This is a genomic window from Marinobacterium sedimentorum, from assembly GCF_024267675.1.
GTDB classification, from domain to species: domain Bacteria; phylum Pseudomonadota; class Gammaproteobacteria; order Pseudomonadales; family Balneatricaceae; genus Marinobacterium_A; species Marinobacterium_A sedimentorum.
In genome coordinates this window covers 132,460-151,685 of sequence record NZ_JALDYX010000005.1, presented here as the reverse complement: position 1 = coordinate 151,685, position 19,226 = coordinate 132,460, and the positions used below count along the sequence as shown (strand labels likewise).

Below are 19,226 nucleotides of genomic sequence, written 5' to 3'. Positions count from 1 at the left end.
CTTGATTTGTAAAGGTATTTTTCGATATTTGGCGGCAGCTGCGGTTCTGGTTATACCCCTTTTGCCGCTTTTGGATTTCTTTTAAAAGTAATTTTTATATTAAAAACAATGACATAAATGATCTTGTCGGAGCTGGCATCGCTTTTGCTGTAGTTAAAGTGGACAGAATACAGTCCGGTGGCATTTCAAACTGCCAAAAGCGGGCACCCCAGGTCAGGGTGAACCGCAGGACGATTGACAGCATATAACAAGAGCGAAGGCCTCATTTATGTACATCGACTGGAAACAATACGATCCGGGTCACTTTTTCGACGAGCTCATCGGCGCCGATGGATCCCCACGCGACCCCGCCAGCAAGCTGACACATTATTTGACCGATCTCAACACCGAAGAGCTTGAGAAACGGCGCAAGATGGCCGAGGCCACCATTCAGGAAATGGGGGTCAGCTTCACGGTTTACACCGAAGAGGGCAACATTGACCGCGCCTGGCCCTTCGACATCATTCCGCGCACCATTTCCCGTCAGCAGTGGGACAAGACCGCCGCCGGTCTGAAGCAGCGACTGCGTGCGCTGAACCTCTTCATCGACGACCTGTACCACGAACAGCGCATCCTCAAGGACAAGGTCGTACCCCGTTACCTGATCGAGAACTCGACAAACTTTCGTCCCGAATGCATCGGCGTCTCCCCGCCGCACGGTGTCTGGGCCCATATCTGCGGCACCGACCTGGTGCGCGACGGCGACGGCGAGTTCTATGTGCTGGAAGACAACCTGCGCGTGCCGTCCGGGGTCTCCTACATGCTGGAGAACCGCTCGATCACCAAGCGCGTACTGCCGGAACTGTTCGAAAACGACAATATCCTGCCGATCGATGACTACCCGGCACGGCTGTTCGACACCCTGGCCAGCCTGTCGCCGCGCCAGGTGAAGCAACCGGAGATCGTGGTGCTGACGCCCGGGATCTTCAACTCCGCCTATTTCGAGCACGCCTTCCTGGCGCAGCAGATGGGGGCCGAACTTGTCGAGGGCAGCGACCTGGTGGTGGGTGATGATGACATGGTCTACATGCGCACCATCGACGGTCTGACCCGGGTTGATGTGATTTACCGCCGTATCGATGACCTGTTCCTGGATCCGGAAGTCTTCAGGAAGGATTCGACGCTGGGCGTACCCGGGCTGATGCGCGCCTGGAAAAAGGGCAACGTTGCCCTGGCCAATGCGCCCGGTGCCGGTGTCGCCGACGACAAGGTGATCTACGCCTACGTGCCCCAGATCATCAAGTATTACCTCGACGAAGAGCCGCTGATCCGCAACGTAGAGACGTTTCTGTGCGACGACGACAAGCAGCGCAGGTACGTGCTGGCCAATCTCGACAAGCTGGTGGTCAAGCCCGCCAACGAGTCCGGCGGCTACGGCATGCTGGTCGGCCCCCATTCAACCCAGAAAGAACAGGCCCGCTTCGCCGAGCTGATCAAGGCCAACCCGCGCAACTACATCGCACAGCCGACGCTGGCGTTATCGACCGCGCCGACGCTGGTCGCCAACAACAACCTTGAACCGCGGCACCTTGATCTGAGGCCCTTCATCCTGCAGGCCAGGGATACCTATTGCACCACCGGCGGCCTGACCCGGGTGGCGATGACGAAAGGCTCCCTGGTGGTCAACTCGTCACAGGGTGGCGGTAGCAAAGATACCTGGATTGTCGATACGGAGGTGAAATAATGCTGTCCCGCGTAGCTGAACGGATTTACTGGGCTGCACGTTACCTGGAGCGTGCCGAAAACACCGCGCGTCTGGTGGGTGTCTATGACAATCTGCTGTTCGACCTGCCCCGCAGCGTCAATATCGGCTGGTTCAACCTGGTGGTCATCAACAGCGGCACCGAGCTGTTTCACGAGCGCTACCGGGTTCAGGACGAGCGCAATGTGGTGAAATTCCTGCTGGCCGACGACACTAACCCCAGCTCCATGCTGTCGTCGCTGCTGTGCCTGCGGGAAAACATCCGCACCGCCCGCGACGTGCTGCCCAGCGAGGCCTGGGAGCTGGTCAACGAGCTGCACCTGTTCGCCAGGAACAATATCCAGCAGGGCATCAACCGCAGTGACCGCCATGTTTTCCTCAACGGCATCATCGAGGGCTGCCAGGGCATCAACGGTCTGCTGGCGGGGACCATGAGCCGTGATCCCGCCTGGAGCTTCATGCGTCTGGGTTGCAACCTCGAACGCGCCGACATGACAACCCGGCTGCTGGACGCCGGTGCGGCAGCGCTGCTGTCGACCGACCCGAGCGATCCCACCAGTCTGGATCAGCTCGTCTGGGGTAACGTGCTGCGATCGGGCAGCGCCTACATGCCTTACCGTCGCACCGTGCGCACCGCTGTCAGTGGTCCGGAGGTTGCCAACTTCCTGCTGGACGACGAGCACTTCCCCCGCTCGGTGCGGTTCTGTCTTGAACAGAGCGCACTATCCGCCAGCCGCCTGCCCGATTCCGGCGAACAGTACAGCCCCGTCAAACCGGTATTGCCGACCTATGCGATCGAAGACGACAGCAGTCTGGGCCAGAACTTCCGCGACCACCTGAACGATCTTCAGCTGGTGCTGATGGACGTTCACAAGCGCATTGCCGGCAACTGGTTTCTTTGCGATGAGACACCAGGATGACCATTGGAACCAGGCTACACCGCACTGCGCGGTACAGGATCGACTGACACGTCAGCCTGAACCCCGCTGTCGTCAGGCGACGCTCAGCAGTGGATCTGGGTACCCCTATTAGCACGAACCCTTGATTTTGCGCCGCGCTGGTACAGGCGGCGTTTTTTTTTATCCGGGATATTCAATGAAGGATCTGGAAATTAGAACCTGGTCGGCGACAAAGGGCGATCAGGAAGAGTACGCCGACGGGCAGGCCGCAGGGGACTGCAGCAGTGTATCGACATATCGGCGTCAAACCATTTTCCATGGGTCAGGTTAACAGTCAATGAGCTTCACCGAAAACACGACGTTCAGCCATCAGGCCGATCAGCTGACGTATTTCCGCCAGGCCGGACTGACCGACGAAGTCCATGATCAAAGCGGGCAGGTGCGCAGCCACTGGCGATACCTGCTGAACAGCCTGCAGCAGCTGGGCTGCGAAAACATGCAGGAGCGCCAGCTCAAGGCCGAGCGTATCCTGCGCGACGACGGCGCCAGCTATACACTGGCAAGCGACAGCCTGAGCAGCCGTACCTGGGCGCTGGATCCGGTGCCCCTGCTGCTGGACAGCGAGGAATGGAGCCAGATCGAATCCGGCCTCAGCGAGCGGGCGGAACTGCTGAACCTGCTGCTCAAGGATATTTATGGCCCGCGCGAACTGGTGCGTCGCGGCATTCTGCCGCCGGAACTGATCTTCGGCCATCCGGGCTTTCTGCGGTCCTGCCAGGGTGTTCAGTTGCCCGGCGAGCATCAGCTGATCCTGCACAGTGCCGACATGGTGCGCGCGGCGGACGGCAGCATGATGGTCATTGGCGATCGGACCCAGACCCCGAGCGGTGCCGGTTACGCGCTGGAGAACCGCATCGTGATGCGGCGCGTCTTTCCGAGCCTGTTCCGCGAAAGTCATGTGCACCGGCTGGCGCTGTTTTTCAATACCTTGCGCCACAGTCTCAACAGTCTCTCACCTGCAGGCAACCTGTCCGGCGGCGGCGACCTGCCGTGCGTGGTGATCCTGACCCCCGGCGCTTACAGCGAAACCTATTTCGAGCATACGCTGCTGGCCAAGGTTCTGGGCTATCCGCTGGTACAGGGCGGCGACCTGACGGTACGCAACGGTTTTGTCTGGATGAAATCAGTCGACGGTCTGACGCGGGTCGACGTCATCCTGCGCCGCGTCGACGACAACTTCTGCGACCCGGTCGAGCTCAAGAGCGACTCGCGCCTGGGGGTGCCCGGACTGCTCGAGGTGGTGCGTGCCGGTCGCGTCGCGGTGGCCAATCCCATGGGCAGCGGCGTGCTGGAAAACCCGGCGCTGCTGAAATACCTGCCGCAGATCAGCCAGTATTTTCTCGGCCATGGGCTGCAGCTGGCCTCGACGCCCACCTACTGGTGCGGCGACACGGCCGATCGCGCCTATGTGCTGGAAAACCTGGATCGGCTGGTCATCAAGCCCTGTTCGCGGCGTACCGGCCAATACAGCATTTTTGGCAACGAGCTGTCCAAAAGCGAACAGCAGGACCTGATCGCGCGTATCAGACAGTCTCCGAACCAGTTTGCTGCCCAGGACTTCGTCTCGCCCGCCCGGGCGCCGAGCTGGCAGGGTGGCAGCCTGCAGTCCCGGCCGTCGCTGTTGCGCAGTTTCACTGTCGCCGGCGAGGGTGGCTACGTGGTGATGCCCGGCGGACTCACCCGGGTCGGCATCGATGCCGAGAGCGACCTGATTACAAACCAGGTCGGCTCGACCAGCAAGGATACCTGGGTACTGGCGTCGGAACCGGAGCGCAAAACGACACAGCAGTCGGGCCCCGGCATCGAACCTGTATCGCAACCGCGACAATACACCAACCTGCCCAGTCGCATGGTGGAGAACCTGTTCTGGATGGGGCGCTACGGTGAGCGCGCCGATACCGCCATCCGCCTGCTGCGCACCGTCTTCGTCCAGCGGAACGGCGCCAGTCGCCTGCCCGAAGGTGCGGATCGCCTGTTGCTGCGGGCCGTCACCGATGTGACGCTGACCCAGCCCGGTTTTACCCGGGACGATCCGCAGCTGTTCAGACACCCGGAGGCTGAACTCTTGTCTGTGATCTGTGACGGCCAGCGCACCGGCAGCGTCAAGTCGTCGCTGATGGCGATGCTCAGCTGTGCCGAAGAGGTCAAGGAACTGCTGTCGGCCGATATCCAGCGCATCATCAACGATATCCGCGATGCACTGAACGGCCTGGAAGACTCGGTGTCCCGTGGCATGACGTCGGCGCCGGAGGAGTCGCTGGACCCGCTGATCACGGCGCTGCTGGCGCTCAGTGGCCTCTATCAGGACAGCATGTTCCGGGGCTTGGGCTGGCGCTTCCTGCAGATCGGCCGGCGTCTCGAAAAGGCCCAGCAGATCGCCACCCTGCTGCGCACCCTGCTGGTCCCCGTGCATTTCGACTCCAGTGAAGACCTGGCGCTGGAGTCGGCGCTTATCACCACTGAAGCGCTGCATACCTACCGCCGCCGCTACCGCGCCAATGCCAGCATCGTCAGTGGTCTCGGCCTGCTGCTGGTCGATAGCAGCAATCCGCGCTCGCTGATCTATCAGCTCGACAAGCTGCGCAAGGACCTGGCCGAACTGCCATCACGCAGCCAGGGGCCGGAGCTGCCGCGTGAGCAGCGGCTGGTGCTCGAGGTCTACTCGGCGGTGCAACTGGCCGAAATGCGCCTGCTGGCCGCCACCGAGAACGGGGCCCCTGAGCGTGAGCCGCTGGATACACTGCTGCAGCTGGTCCAGCAGCGCCTCAACGCGGTGGCCCTGGCGATCAGCGACGATTTCTTTGACCATACCGGCGGTCCGCAGCAGCTGGTCAACACCGGGTGGAACGGCGAACTGTGATTTACCGAATCAGACAGCTGACCGAGTACGGGTGCCAGCAGCCGGCGAGCCTCTGCTAAAACCTGGCCCAGCTGCAGCCGCGCAACACCAGCTACCAGAACTGCCTGAGCAGCACAGTGCGGATAGACCCGATGCCGTCCTACAGCCGCAAACGCAAGGGCTATGACGGCAACAACATGCTGCATTTTCCATCGAGGTACCACACCAGACGCTCGGCATCGAGGTGGTCAGCGAAGTCCGCATCGACGAATCCCGCGCCAGCCCGGAGCTGAACCTGGACTTGGGCAATAGCTGCGCCCAGGCGCTGGCGGCGCTGCACCGGAGCCCGGGCAAGAGCACTCTCGGCGCCCGGGAATGCGTGCTCGACTCGCCGATGGTCAAGGTCATCTCGCAGCTGCGCGACTACGCCAAGGCCTCCTTTGCGCCGGACCGCCCGTTGCTGTCGGCGGCCCGAGAGCTGACCCGGCGTATCTTCACCGATTTCACCTAGGACCCGGGTTGCACGACTGTGGCGACTCCGGTGTCGGATGTGCTTGAGCACCGTCGCGGCGTTTGCCAGAACTTCGCACACCTGGCCATCGGCTGCCTGCGGGCGCTGCTTTTTTGTCGCCGGGTCGCAGAATGACGCAGTCAATATGCACGGCAGGCAGCTGAAAAGGCTGTCAGCGGGTCAGGGGAAAGGCTGTCCAAACTGCTATAACCTGCGCTTCCCCTATAACTTCTTAGGTTTTTATTTAATACATTGATTGTTAAGCACTTTTTTATTATTTGTTCCGCGATATCGCTGCTGGTTATACCCCTTTGGCGTCTTGCAGATGTCCATGTATGTCTAATTTATATATAAAAAACAATGACATAGAATATTTTTGAATATCTGGCATCCTCTTTGCAGTTTTATAACCAGCAGCCACATTGCCGCGGCAAGCAAAAATGCTAAAAGCCAGAATGTCAGGTCTCTATCCCGGGTTGCCTGGCAGGGCGATTCCGACAGTGAGTCGAGATGGCCGGGGCTGCAGCGGGCGAGGTGAGTGCCATCACGGCACCGGGTGGTTGCAGTGTGATTTTACCGACGGCGTGCCGGCGTATCCGGTAGTGGTCCGCAGGGAGTCTGTCCGCCAGCAATGGCCGCGCCAGCGCCCGATGACTTCAAGGTCAAAATGTTACTCAGGTAGTCCCGTTGTGCAGATGGGCCGACCTTTCACAATAATAACAGCGGAGTTTCCCGATGTTGGATTTTCTCAACGACATTCTCTGGGGCAAGGTCCTGATTGCCCTGCTGATCGCGGTCGGTATCGGCTTTACCGTCGCATCGCGCTTTGTACAGTTTCGCTATTTCGGCCGGATGTTCCGGATCCTCAGCGCCAGCCAGGCGTTCAAGCATGACAAGCATGACCACCTGAGTTCCTTCCAGGCGTTGCTGCTGTCCGTCGCCGGCCGGGTCGGCGGCGGCAATATCGCCGGCGTGGCCGTCGCAATCACCCTGGGCGGGCCCGGCGCCATCTTCTGGATGTGGATGGTCGGCCTGATGGGCATGGCCACCAGCTTTCTCGAATGCACCCTGGCCCAGGCCTACAAGCAGGCGGAACCCGATGGCACCTACCGCGGCGGCCCGGCTTACTACATCTCCCGCGGCCTGGGTCGCAAGTGGAACTGGCTGGCCGGTCTGTACTCGGTGCTGCTGCTGGTGACCTTCGGCTTCGGCTTTACCGCGCTGCAGTCCTACTCGGTCGCCACCTCCTTTGAAGACGCCTTCGGCATACCGGTACGGTACAGCGGCATCGGCCTGGCGATTGTCGTCGGCCTGATCATCTTCGGTGGCGTCAAGCGTATCGCCAAGGTCTCCGAGGTGCTGGTGCCGGTGATGGCCGGCGGTTACATCCTGATCGCCCTGGTGGTGCTGGGGCTGAACGTCGAGCGCATCCCGGACGCCTTCATGCTGATCGTCAACAGCGCCTTCGGCCTCGAGCAGGCGGTCGGCGGCGGCGTCGGCGCCGCCATTCTGATGGGCGTCAAGCGCGGCCTGTTCTCCAACGAAGCAGGTCTTGGAAGCGCGCCGAACGTGGCCGCCGTCGCCTATGTGCCGCACCCGGCCAACCAGGGCGTCGTGCAGTCATTCTCGGTGTTCATCGACACCCTGGTGCTGTGCTCGTCGACTGCCTTCATCATCCTGCTCAGCGGTGCCTTTGACCCGTCGATCGATGGCGGCGGCATCGTTCTGACCCAGACCGCGCTGGCCCATCATGTCGGCGAATGGGGCCGCAGCTTCGTCAGTGTCGCGTTGCTGCTGTTCGGCTTCAGCACCATCCTTTATAACTACTACCTCGGCGAGAACGGCCTTAGCTTCTTCAAAATCGAGAACCGGGCCCTGTTCAACGCCTTCCGTTTCGCCATCATCGGTCTGTGCTTCTGGGGTGCCATCACGGACCTGGGCACCGTGTTTGCGTTCGCCGACGTCACCATGGGCCTGCTGGCGCTGGCCAACCTGTTCGCGCTTATCATGCTGATGAAACCGGGCCTGCGGATCATGCGCGACTTCGACGACCAGATCAAAGCCGGCGTCGAGCAGCCAATCTTCGACGCCGCCAAGTTTAGCGACCTGAACATCGATGCCGCCGCCTGGGAGATCGAGCCGGAAGACCTCGGGCAGGTTCCGCAGGGCGCTGCCGCAGGCGTTGTCAGCTCCAACTGATCCGAGCACCCCAAGCCAAGGGCGACGCGCGGCCGGCTGCAAGCCTGTCGCGCGTCGCCGGCGGCTTTTTATGTTCAGGATGAACAGCTCCTGTAAAGCGCTGCTGCGTTTACAGGATTTCCGCCATCCATGGCGGTCACTGACTTTTTGCTCCTGCAAAGTCAGGTTTCCCGCCATCCATGGCGGTCATGCCGCGGGCGCAGGGATGCGCAGGCGCGGCGATCCATTGCCAACCCGTTGTTAGATTGCCACAGGTGCTAAATGCCCGATTCCGCTCTTCCTTTCGATAATAAAGAACAACTTCTGGCGCGCGTAACCGAGTGCCTGGAGGCGCGTTTTCCCGTGCAGGAGGTTGCTGCGATCAGCGACTTCGCCCGCCAGTTCTTCCAGGTCGTCTCCGTCAATGAACTGTTGCAGTGTTCCGTGGAGGATCTGCACGGCGTGACGCTGTCCGCCTGGCAGTTCCTGCAGCAGCACCAGGGCGATGCACCCAAGGTACGGGTATTCAATCCCGACTATGAGCAGCATGGCTGGCAGAGCCGGCATACAGTGATCGAGATTCTGCAGCCCGACTCGCCGTTTCTGGTGGACTCGGTCCGCATGGAACTTAACCGCCGCGAGCTGGCGATGCACAGCATCTGCAACACGGTATTGCGGGTGGCCCGCCAGGAGGGCCGGCTGGAGACGCTGTATCCAGTGCAGGAGCAGGCTGACGCGGGGCGTCGCGAGTCCCTGCTTCATCTGGAGATCGACCGGCAATCGGATCCCGAGGTGCTGAAAGCAATTCAGCAGGGGATTCTCGACGTGCTGGCCGATGTGCGGGTTGCGGTCGCCGACTTCCCGGCGATGCAGGCCCGTGCGCGCGAGTTGCTGGGCCGGCTGCAGCAGAGCCCGGCCGACGGGGACGTCGACGAGTCCCGGGCGCTGCTCGACTGGCTGCTCGATGGACACTTCACCTTTCTGGGCGTCGAGGAATTTGACCTCGCAACCCTTACCCGCGAAGACGCGCCGCTCGGGGTCGCGAAGCGGTGCAACCATGGCACGCTGACCGGGGAACTGCTGCCCGCGGCGGGAACCGAGCCGCTTGATTTTGCCAGGGCCGGCCGGCGTTCGCGGGTGCACAGGCCCGCCTATCTGGACGTGGTCCGGGTACGGCACCTTGACGATAGCGGCGAGCCGGTCGGCGAGTGCCGTTTCATCGGCCTTTACACCTCGTCGGTCTATCGGCAGTCGCCGCTGCAGATTCCGGTGGTACGCCGCAAGATCGAGGCGGTGATCGAACGTGCGGGCTTCATCCCCGCGGGGCACAGCCGCAAGGAGCTGCTGGACGTGCTGGAGGACCTGCCGCGTGAGGAGCTGTTCCTGGCATCGCCCGAGGAACTGTACCAAATGGCGATGGGGGTATTCGATATTCAGGAGCGGCACAAGGTGCGGCTGCTGGTTCGCCGTGAGGCGTGCAACCGCTTCTATTCCTGCCTCTATTTTGTACCCAGGGAACAGTTCAGCAGCGCGCTGCGCCAGCAGGTGCAGGACGTGCTGGCCGAGCATCTGCAGGCGCAGGAAACCGAGTTTCGCACCCGTCTCAGCGAATCGACACTGGCGCGGGTGCATTTTGTCGTCCGCGTAGACCCCAAAACCTCGGCGGCCTTCGATGGTGCGGCGCTTGAGGCGCGCGTTATCGAGGCCTCGCGGGCCTGGAACGACGAGCTCGAACGGGAGCTGCTGGAGTCCTGTGGCGAAGAGTCCGGTAATAGCTACAACCAGTTGTTCGGCCAGGCGTTCCCGTCAGCCTACCGCGAGCATTTCTCGCCGCGCAGCGCCGTCATCGATATCCAGCACTTCGACGGACTGACTGAATCCCGGCCCGTGGCCATGAGCTTCTACCGTGCGCTGGAACCGCAATCCGGCCTGCTGCGCTGCAAGCTTTATCGGTCCGGTGCGCCGCTGGTGCTGTCCGATGTGCTGCCCATCCTCGAACAACTGGGCTTCCGGGTGCTGGGGGAGCATCCCTACCCGGTTCGCACGCGCGATGGCCGGTGCCTGTGGTTGCACGACTTCACCCTGACACCGGCCGCCGCCGGGCCTGTGGAGCTCGAGGCGATCAAGCCCATCGTGCAGGAGGCATTCCTGCGCCTGTGGCACGGCGAGGCCGAAAACGACGCTTTCAACCGTCTCGTGCTGGCGGCGGGGCTGCCCTGGCGTGAGGTGGCACTGCTGCGGGCTTTCGCACGCTACGCCAAACAGCTGGGTTTCGGCTTCAGCCAGACCTACATGGCCGAGGCATTGGGGCGGCATCCGCATATAGCCCGCCAGTTGGTGGCGCTGTTCCGCGCCCGGCTGGAACCGGCGCGCCAGGCCGGCGCCAAGGGTCGGGCGCTCGCCGGGCGGCTGGAGCAGAGCATTCTCGATGCGCTGGACCGGGTTGAGAGCCTGGACGACGACAAGATCCTGCGCCGCTACCTGGTGCTGATCCAGGCGATCCTGCGGAGCAACTATTTCCAGACCGGCGACGACGGCCAGCCCAAAGGCTACTTTTCGTTCAAATTTGATCCCCGGGCGATTCCCGATGTACCGGCACCGCGGCCGATGTACGAGATCTTCGTCTATTCGCCGCGCGTTGAGGGTGTCCATCTGCGCGGTGGCAAGGTGGCCCGTGGTGGCCTGCGCTGGTCCGATCGGCTGGAGGACTACCGTACCGAAATCCTCGGCCTGGTGAAGGCGCAACAGGTCAAGAACGCGGTAATCGTGCCGGTCGGCGCCAAGGGCGGCTTCGTGGCCAGGCAACTGCCGGCAGGCGGTGGGCGCGACGAAGTGCTGGCCGAAGGCGTGGCCTGTTACCGGATCTTTATCAGCGGCCTGCTGGACCTGACGGACAACCTGGTCGGCGGCGAACTGGTGCCGCCGGCCGCTGTTGTGCGCCACGACGGCGACGATCCCTACCTGGTGGTGGCGGCCGACAAGGGCACCGCGACCTTCTCTGATATCGCCAACGACCTGGCGTCTGAGTACGGCTTCTGGCTGGGCGATGCCTTTGCATCGGGCGGCAGCCAGGGCTACGACCACAAGAAAATGGGCATCACGGCGCGGGGCGCCTGGGAGTCGGTCAAACGCCATTTCCGCGAACGGGACCTGGATGTCCAGAGTCAGGCATTTAGCGTGATCGGCATCGGCGACATGGCGGGGGACGTGTTCGGCAACGGCATGCTGCTGTCGCGGCATATCCGGCTCGTGGCGGCCTTCAACCATCAGCATATCTTCATCGATCCCGACCCCGATGCGGCGCCGGGTTTCGCCGAACGGGAGCGCCTGTTCGGGTTGCCGCGTTCGTCCTGGGCCGATTACGACAGCGCTCTGATCTCGGCCGGTGGTGGCATCTTCGCCCGCAGTGCCAAGTGGGTCGCCATATCGCCGCAGATGCAGGAGCGTTTCGATATCGCCGAGGACCGTTTGTCGCCGGCCGAGCTGATCAGCGCGCTGCTGCGCGCGCCGGTCGACCTGATCTGGAACGGCGGTATAGGTACCTACGTCAAGGCCAGCCATGAAAGCCATGCTGACGTCGGCGACAAGGCCAACGACGGCCTGCGCATCGATGCCCGGCAGCTGCGCTGCCGTGCGCTGGGCGAGGGTGGCAACCTTGGTTTCACCCAGCTGGCACGCGTCGAGTTCGGCAGCCGCGGTGGTGCCAGCAACACCGATTTCATCGACAACGCGGGCGGTGTCGACTGCTCGGACCATGAGGTCAATATCAAGATCCTGCTCAACGAACTGGTGGCCGGCGGCGACATGACCATGAAGCAGCGCAACCGCCTGCTGCAGGAAATGACCGATGACGTTGCGGCCCTGGTGTTGGGCAACAACTATCGCCAGGTGCAGGCGCTGAGCCTGGCCGAGCGCCAGGCCGCGCGGGCGCCTGATGAGTATCTGCGCCTGATCCATCAGCTGGAGGCGGGCGGGCGCCTCGACCGGGTGCTCGAGGGGCTGCCGGATGACACTGCCTTGGAGGAGCGCAGGACCCGGGGACTGAGCCTTACAAGGCCCGAGTTGTCCGTGCTGCTTGCCTATGCCCGGGCGCAGCTCAAGGAGGCGCTGATCAAGGCTTCGCGACTCTCGGACGACGACTGCCTGATGCAGGCCCTGGAAAGCGCCTTCCCGCAGCGGCTGGTTGCAGAGTTCCGCGAGCCGCTGTACCGGCACCGGCTGCGGCGGGAAATTATTGCCACCCAGCTCGCCAACGATCTGGTGAATACGATGGGGCCGACCTTCGCGCATCAGCTGCAGCAATCGACTGGCATCGACCTCGCCGAGATCGTCATTGCCTACGTTATCGCCCGCGATCTCTTCGCGCTCCCCGACCTCTGGCAGCAGATCGAGGCCCTCGACAACCGGGTGCAGGCCGAGGTGCAGCTCGACATGATGGCCGATCTGATCCGGCTGGCGCGCCGGGCCAGCCGCTGGTTCCTGCGTCAGCCCGACATGCTGCGCAACGTCGCTAAGACCCAGGCACGGTTTCGTGACGGCGTGGCGGCGCTCAGCCTGGGCCTCGACCAGCGTCTTACCGGCGACCGGTTGGAGTCCTGGACACTGCGCCATGCAGACCTGATGGAGAAAGGGGTGCCGGAGGCGCTCGCCAAGATCGTTGCCGGTGCCGACTGTCTGTATCCGGCGCTCGCAATCATCGAAGTGGCCGAAAGGTCCGGCATGCCGGTCGAACAGGCCGCCGACGTCTACTATGGCCTGGGCGAGCGGCTGGATCTGCACTGGTTCGACCAGCAGGTGAAGGCACTGACGCCCGACAGCCACTGGCAGGCGCTGGCGCGCGACGGCTATCGCGACGATCTGGACGCACAGCAGCAGGCGCTGGCCCTGAGCGTTTTGCGCCTCGAGCAGACCCCGGATGTTTGCGGCACGCCAATCGAGCGCTGGCTCGCGCGGCACGGCGCGGCGCTGGAGCGCTGGCAGCAGATGCTGGCGGACCTTCGAACGGTCGGGCAGCAGGAAAGCGCGGTCTTTTCGGTGGCGCTGCGCGAGCTCGCGCAACTGGCGCATCAAAGTGTGACAGCGGCGGACTGAGGTCCCGCACAGCTAGCAGACGCTATTATTAACCTGGCTGGTAAATAGGTTCCCTCCCTATTTGCCAGTCACCCCACAAAAACAGGCGCAAGTGCGTGGACGTTCTGGTTTTTATGGGGTTCGCATCGGCCTGCAGCCAATGATGAAGCATCCCTGCTTCATGACTTAACCCGCCGGATTAATACTGCTTAACCTGTATGGCGATGGGCACAGTTGGAAAGAAAATAATGTATCTAAATAAAAGGTATTCGATATAAACAGTCGCATTGCCAAAGGCCGTGCAGCGCTGTGAACATCATTAGGGAAAAAGCTTGTGGCCGCGGTAAATGATGGCTTTTTTAAATAAAAATATAAAAGGCATCACACCTGCCTAAGGAACCTATGAACAAGTCCCAGTTGTCCTCTGCGGGTCCTGAAGCGTGCAGCTGCTAGGCGCAGTGTGCAGGCAATGGCCTTAGTCCTTGTCAAGCGCTGCAACAACGCAGATGTATGCTTCAGGGCCCGCCCTACGGGGCTTTCAGCGCGACCCGGACTCTTTGTTGCAGCTTCTCGACAGGCCCCGGCATGCTATCGAAACTGCGCCTCGATTTCGGATCGCGCTGAAAGCCAGAGACTCATTGGGACTTATTCATAGGTTCCCTAACGGGTTGTTGCAACGCAAGGACGACACATGGATTTAGAGAACAAGCCCCTTCTTATTTTCGTCAAGGAGGCTTTGATGGGTACGGCCCAGGGCCGCGTCGTTATCATGAGCTTCACTGTTTACTGGTTGCTCAGTGTTTGCATTGTTCTGCAGCCTGTAATTTTTCTGTCCAGCCAAAATAATGTGCTGGGTACCCTGGTCGTTTTCCTCCCCTGGCCACTCGTATGCTTACTGCTTAACCTCATACTCTCCGATCCGCATTATAGATCCGATTCGATCTCGACAGTGATCGTCATGTTTTTCAGCGGTATGCCGTTATGGTGGGTGTATATTTAGAAGGTTGTCCGACAATACTTAACCTACTGCGCTTCACCTGACTCTTTAACAATAAGAGGGGCTGCTTTTTGTGCTGTTTTGCGTTAAATAGAACCACTATTCACAAGCTACATCCCTGTAGCTTGCCCGGTGGGCAGCTAACGCTGTGTAAATTGGCAATCCTGCCAATTTTTCGCCAGCCAAGGCGTGATGCGCAGTGGGGCTATGGCGACAACGAACAACGCAGGATGGCGGAAAAAGGGGCCCTTATAAGCTGCATATAGCGTGCAACAGTAAAATGGTAGCCTGCAGTGCCTGTGCGAACGGGCATCGCTTGCGGATGCCGTGATGGAGGTCTTCAAGCGCGCCATTGACCAGAAGCAGATAGGCCTGAATCCTGAGCCGCCGCAAGGACGCTCTGTTCTTGTCGCCGCCGGCGCGGCACGACCTGCTGGTGGTGGAGGCGATGCGCCGGAGGGCAATCAGTCCATCGCATCCTGGCCGCTGGGTGACTCGCAGCCGGCATTGCGTCAGCGCCTGAAAAAGCTGTCGGCGGGGCAAGGGGTAGGGGTTTCGAACCCCTATAACCTGCGCATTCTCTATAACCTGGCGTTTTATCTATAACCTATTGATTGTAAGGTAGTTATTGTTTTTTTGTGACAGCTTGGCGCCTTTGGTTATAACCCTTCGAGGTTCGAAGCGGCCGTCTTTTTTTCTGCTTAGTTTATTAAAAACAATGAGTTATCCATTATCTATGGAGCTGGCACCCTGCTTGCATTATTCAGTTGGACGCGTAGCTGCCTGTGGCATTCATTAGCGTTCAACGTCAGCACGTCAGCACGTCAGCACAAGGAAGATCGCTGGATGACTTGCAGCGCTACTGAATTCGGTAGCGATGCTGGACAGCTGCGCCCGAAGGGATGCCGCCAGGCAGCGGGCTGGTTTTCATGTGGCGTCACCAACGGCATGCCGGGATTTGCGTTTTCCGATGTGCCGGGAAACGGGCAGGGCCTCGGGTCTGTCTTGCGGCCATGGCGGCCTTCCCGCGCGTTCAAAGGCTATTCGTGCAGTCCTGAAATTTATACGGGCTCGCACTTCACTCAACAATAAAACAGCGGAGTTTTCCGATGCTGGATTTTCTTAACGACATTCTCTGGGGCAAGGTCCTGATTGCCCTGCTGATCGCAGTCGGTATCGGCTTTACTGTGGCATCGCGCTTTGTACAGTTTCGCTACTTCGGACGCATGTTCCGGATCCTCAGCGCCAGCCAGGCGTTCAAAAAGGACCAGCACGGTCACCTGAGTTCCTTCCAGGCGCTGCTGCTGTCGGTCGCCGGCCGTGTCGGTGGCGGTAATATCGCCGGCGTCGCCGTCGCCATCACCCTCGGTGGCCCGGGCGCCATCTTCTGGATGTGGATGGTCGGCCTGATGGGCATGGCCACCAGCTACCTGGAATGTACTCTGGCCCAGGCCTACAAGCAGGCGGAACCGGACGGCACCTACCGTGGCGGCCCTGCCTACTACATCGCCCGCGGTCTGGGCAGCAACTGGAAATGGCTGGCAGGTCTTTACTCCGTACTGCTGCTGCTCACCTTCGGTTTCGGCTTTACCGCCCTGCAGTCCTACGCTGTAGCCACCTCCTTTGAAGATGCCTTTGGCGTGCCTGTGTTCTATTCCGGTATTGGCCTGGCCATGATCGTCGGCCTGATCATCTTCGGCGGCGTCAAGCGTATCGCCAAGGTCTCGGAAGTGCTGGTACCGGTCATGGCCGGCGGCTACATCCTCATCGCCCTGGTGGTACTGGGCATGAACCTGGAACGCATTCCCGATGTCTTCATGCTGATCGTCAAAAGTGCCTTCGGCCTTGAACCGGCCATCGGCGGCGGTATCGGTGCGGCCATCATGATGGGTCTCAAGCGCGGCCTGTTCTCCAACGAAGCCGGTCTTGGCAGTGCACCCAACGTGGCGGCGGTGGCCTATGTGCCGCACCCGGCCAACCAGGGCATCGTGCAGTCGTTCTCGGTGTTCATCGACACCCTGATCATCTGCTCGGCCACGGCCTTCATCATCCTGCTCAGCGGCGTCTATGACCCGGCCAGCACCAGCGATATCGGCGGTGTTGCGCTGACCCAGGCATCCCTGGCAGAGCACGTCGGTGAATGGGGTCGCAGCTTCGTCAGCATTGCGCTGCTGCTGTTCGGTTTCAGCACCATTCTGTACAACTACTATCTGGGCGAAAACAGCATCAACTACTTCACCGACGACAACCAGAACCTGTTCAACGGTTTCCGTGTCGCCATTATCGGCCTGGTATGCTGGGGCGCCACCACGGATCTTGGCACTGTGTTCGCCTTTGCCGATGTAACCATGGGCCTGCTGGCGGTGGCCAACCTGATCGCCCTGATCATGCTGATCAAGCCGGGCCTGCGCATCATGCGCGACTTCGATAACCAGATCAGCGCAGGTATCGAACAGCCGATCTTCGATGCCGGCAAGTTCGCCGACATGAATGTCGACCCTGCAGCCTGGGACATCGAGCCGGAAGACCGCCAGCCGGTTCGCCCGCCGGTAAGCGTCGCGGCCGGCGTCAGCAAGTAAATCCCGAGCTTTTCCATTCCAGCTGATTTCAGCTGATACCAGCCAACCCGCAAACGGCCAGACCGTTTGCGGGTTTTTGCGTTCTTCGAAACCCTGAATGCGCGTCATAGCGTGATTGCCCGGGCGAGGTGCCGGTCGCTAACGCCTGCTGCCGCGGTTCAGCTCGGCGTTGACCAGGGCCCGCAGGCGGTTGGCGATGGGGGAGAGCTGGCGGCCCTTGACCAGCAGCAGGTAGTAGGGTGTCAGCACTATGGGCCTCTTGACCGGCAACACGCTGAGTTTGGCCCCGACCCGGTTGCCGATCAGCAGGTCCGAGACTTCGCTGGCCAGCGGGGCAATGGCCGAGGTCGACACCAGCACGGCGATCATCGCCAGCAGCGAGGTGGTGTTGATGATATTGGTGGGCAGTTCAGCCCGGGCTTGCAGAAAGGCTGAGTCAACCGCTTCGCGGATGGGGGCGCGATGGGTTTGCATGACCCACTCATAGTGCGTCAGGTCGCCGATCGACACCTCCGTCGCTCGCGCCAGCGGGTGATCTTCGCGTACCATCAGTTTCACGGTTTCGGTGCGCGCCGGCATCAGCTCGAACTCGTTGGCGTTGAAGTCCGGCGGCAGCCGCGCCAGTACGAAGTCGTTCTTGCCCCCAATCAGATCCCGCACCAGCACCTCGCTGGCTTCGACATTGACATGGATATCGGCCTTGGGCGAGGTTGCCTTGAGCTGGTTGATGGCCGGAATGACGAAACCCACCGCCGCGCCTGTTACGGCACCCACGGTAGCCGTGCCCCCTTCGCCGCTTTTCAGTTCGTGCAGGTCCCTGGACAGATCCCGCAGTTCCACCAGCAGCTTGTGCGCCCGCTGCGTCAAAGCGCGGCCGATCAGCGTCGGCACCATGCCCTTGGGGTGCCGCTCGAACAGCTTGGCCCCCAGGTTCTGTTCCGTGTCCGCCAGCAGGCGTGATGCCGCCGGCTGGGTGATGGCAAGCTCATCGGCGGCCAGGCGAATCTGGCCATGTTCGGCAATGGCGCTGATCAGGCGCAGCTGGCTGATCTTCAGGTTTCTGGCGACTCCGAGGTCCATAAAATATCCGTCATATCAAATTTGGTATGTATTTATACATAAAATGAATTTGATTGGTATGCCTTTGGCGCACTATCTTGAGGGGGCTCAATTGGCTCAATTGGCTCAATGATAAAAATAATGTGCGCTCGGCAGGCCGGATTCAGGTTCGGTGGCGGTCGCAACACTGGAGAAGCTAATGAAACACTTCAAGAAACTCATGGCCACCATCGCAATTGGTACCGCCATGCTGTCCGGCGCCGCGTTCGCGGCCGAAAAAGGTTATGTCGGGATTTCGATGCCCACCAAATCCTCGGCGCGCTGGATCTCCGATGGCGACTCCATGATCAAGCAGCTGGAGGCCGCGGGATTCAAGGCGGATCTGCAGTATGCCGAGGATGATATTCCCAACCAGCTGGCCCAAATCGAGAACATGATCGTCAAGGGGGTAGACGTGCTGGTGATCGCGGCAATCGACGGTACCACCCTGTCCAACGCGCTGGAAAACGCCCATGCCTCAGACATCAAGGTCATTTCCTATGATCGGCTGATCCGTGAAAGCGAGTACGTGGATTACTACGCCACCTTCGACAACTTCAAGGTTGGCGTGCAGCAGGCATCCACCCTGGTGGAAGGCATGAAAAAGCGCGGCCCGGGGCCTTACAACGTTGAACTGTTCGGTGGCTCGCCGGACGACAATAATGCCTACTTCTTCTACAACGGCGCCATGTCGGTACTGCAGCCGCTGATCGATTCCGGTGAGATCGTGATTGTGTCCGGCCAGATGGGCATGGATACCGTGGGTACGTTGCGCTGGGATGGTGCCGTGGCCCAGGCGCGCATGGATAACCTGATGTCGGCCCATTACACCGACAAGAAGGTGCAGGGTGTACTGTCGCCCTACGATGGCTTGTCCATCGGCATATTGTCGTCGCTCAAAGGTGTGGGTTACGGCTCCGGCGATATGGCCATGCCGGTTGTGTCTGGCCAGGATGCCGAAGTGCAGTCGGTCAAATCCATTCTGGCCGGTGAACAGTATTCCACCGTGTTCAAGGATACCCGCGAGCTGGCCCGTGTGACCGTGGGCATGGTTGAGGCCGTGCTGGCCGGCACCGAACCCGAGATCAATGACACCACCACCTATGACAACGGCGTAAAAGTCGTGCCCTCCTATCTGCTGGAGCCGGTTCCGGTTGATGCCTCCAACTGGGAAGACGTCCTGATCGGCAGCGGTTACTACAGCATGGATCAGATCAAGTAAGTCACTGCAACTGCACGTAACTTGGCCCGCCG

The 19,226-nt window shown here is 60.9% G+C and carries 12 protein-coding genes; 11 read left to right on the top strand and 1 reads right to left on the bottom strand.

All coding sequences use genetic code 11. The features are described 5' to 3' along the window. The first annotated feature begins 268 nt into the window (after positions 1-268). From MRS74_RS07135 to MRS74_RS07100, 10 genes are all read left to right on the top strand, one after another. The gene (locus MRS74_RS07135) at positions 269-1,723 is read left to right on the top strand and encodes a circularly permuted type 2 ATP-grasp protein (protein ID WP_254579584.1); all 1,455 of its coding nucleotides are present in this window, start codon (positions 269-271) and stop codon (positions 1,721-1,723) included. After that, positions 1,723-2,661, top strand: a complete 939-nt coding sequence (locus MRS74_RS07130; protein ID WP_254579583.1) for an alpha-E domain-containing protein — start codon at positions 1,723-1,725, stop codon at positions 2,659-2,661. Before MRS74_RS07135 ends, MRS74_RS07130 begins: the two co-directional genes overlap by 1 nt. Before the next feature lie 316 nt (positions 2,662-2,977). Continuing rightward, the gene (locus MRS74_RS07125; protein ID WP_254579582.1) at positions 2,978-5,560 is read left to right on the top strand and encodes a circularly permuted type 2 ATP-grasp protein; all 2,583 of its coding nucleotides are present in this window, start codon (positions 2,978-2,980) and stop codon (positions 5,558-5,560) included. Positions 5,561-5,676: 116 nt separating this feature from the next. Beyond that, positions 5,677-5,832, top strand: a complete 156-nt coding sequence (locus tag MRS74_RS24200) for a hypothetical protein (RefSeq protein WP_368671256.1) — start codon at positions 5,677-5,679, stop codon at positions 5,830-5,832. Continuing rightward, positions 5,784-6,050: a hypothetical protein gene (locus MRS74_RS07120; RefSeq protein ID WP_254579581.1), complete on the top strand. Its 267-nt coding sequence runs from the start codon at positions 5,784-5,786 to the stop codon at positions 6,048-6,050. The genes MRS74_RS24200 and MRS74_RS07120 overlap by 49 nt, the downstream gene beginning before the upstream one ends. Positions 6,051-6,068: 18 nt before the next feature. After that, a complete protein-coding gene (locus MRS74_RS24195) occupies positions 6,069-6,185 on the top strand; it encodes a transglutaminase domain-containing protein (protein WP_368671255.1) in 117 nt (38 codons plus the stop codon). Positions 6,186-6,785: 600 nt separating this feature from the next. Beyond that, entirely contained in the window at positions 6,786-8,249 is a 1,464-nt protein-coding gene (locus MRS74_RS07115; RefSeq protein WP_254579580.1) for an alanine/glycine:cation symporter family protein, read from the top strand. Positions 8,250-8,510: 261 nt separating this feature from the next. Continuing rightward, on the top strand, positions 8,511-13,319 hold the full coding sequence (locus MRS74_RS07110; protein WP_254579579.1) for an NAD-glutamate dehydrogenase: 4,809 nt from the start codon (positions 8,511-8,513) through the stop codon (positions 13,317-13,319). Positions 13,320-14,625: 1,306 nt separating this feature from the next. Then, complete coding sequence (locus MRS74_RS07105; RefSeq protein WP_254579578.1) at positions 14,626-14,901, top strand: hypothetical protein; 276 nt, start codon at positions 14,626-14,628, stop codon at positions 14,899-14,901. Between the two features lie 503 nt (positions 14,902-15,404). Continuing rightward, the gene (locus tag MRS74_RS07100) at positions 15,405-16,874 is read left to right on the top strand and encodes an alanine/glycine:cation symporter family protein (RefSeq protein ID WP_254579577.1); all 1,470 of its coding nucleotides are present in this window, start codon (positions 15,405-15,407) and stop codon (positions 16,872-16,874) included. Positions 16,875-17,012: 138 nt separating this feature from the next. Here the strand turns inward: MRS74_RS07100 and MRS74_RS07095 are convergent, their stop codons facing one another. After that, positions 17,013-17,954, bottom strand: a complete 942-nt coding sequence (locus tag MRS74_RS07095) for a LysR family transcriptional regulator (RefSeq protein WP_254579576.1) — start codon at positions 17,952-17,954, stop codon at positions 17,013-17,015. 178 nt (positions 17,955-18,132) lie between these two features. Here MRS74_RS07095 and chvE point away from each other — a divergent pair, with 178 nt between their 5' ends. Then, on the top strand, positions 18,133-19,194 hold the full coding sequence (gene chvE, locus MRS74_RS07090; RefSeq protein WP_254579575.1) for a multiple monosaccharide ABC transporter substrate-binding protein: 1,062 nt from the start codon (positions 18,133-18,135) through the stop codon (positions 19,192-19,194). The last annotated feature ends 32 nt before the right edge of the window (positions 19,195-19,226 follow it).

What these genes read in the sequence shown, in the direction of transcription:
- MRS74_RS07135 (WP_254579584.1), top strand. Translation starts at nt 269, where the DNA reads ATGTACATCGACTGGAAACAATACGATCCGGGTCACTTTTTCGACGAG.
- MRS74_RS07130 (WP_254579583.1), top strand. Translation starts at nt 1,723, where the DNA reads ATGCTGTCCCGCGTAGCTGAACGGATTTACTGGGCTGCACGTTACCTG.
- MRS74_RS07125 (WP_254579582.1), top strand. Translation starts at nt 2,978, where the DNA reads ATGAGCTTCACCGAAAACACGACGTTCAGCCATCAGGCCGATCAGCTG.
- MRS74_RS07115 (WP_254579580.1), top strand. Translation starts at nt 6,786, where the DNA reads ATGTTGGATTTTCTCAACGACATTCTCTGGGGCAAGGTCCTGATTGCC.
- MRS74_RS07110 (WP_254579579.1), top strand. Translation starts at nt 8,511, where the DNA reads ATGCCCGATTCCGCTCTTCCTTTCGATAATAAAGAACAACTTCTGGCG.
- MRS74_RS07105 (WP_254579578.1), top strand. Translation starts at nt 14,626, where the DNA reads ATGGAGGTCTTCAAGCGCGCCATTGACCAGAAGCAGATAGGCCTGAAT.
- MRS74_RS07100 (WP_254579577.1), top strand. Translation starts at nt 15,405, where the DNA reads ATGCTGGATTTTCTTAACGACATTCTCTGGGGCAAGGTCCTGATTGCC.
- MRS74_RS07095 (WP_254579576.1), bottom strand. Translation starts at nt 17,954, where the DNA reads ATGGACCTCGGAGTCGCCAGAAACCTGAAGATCAGCCAGCTGCGCCTG.
- chvE (WP_254579575.1), top strand. Translation starts at nt 18,133, where the DNA reads ATGAAACACTTCAAGAAACTCATGGCCACCATCGCAATTGGTACCGCC.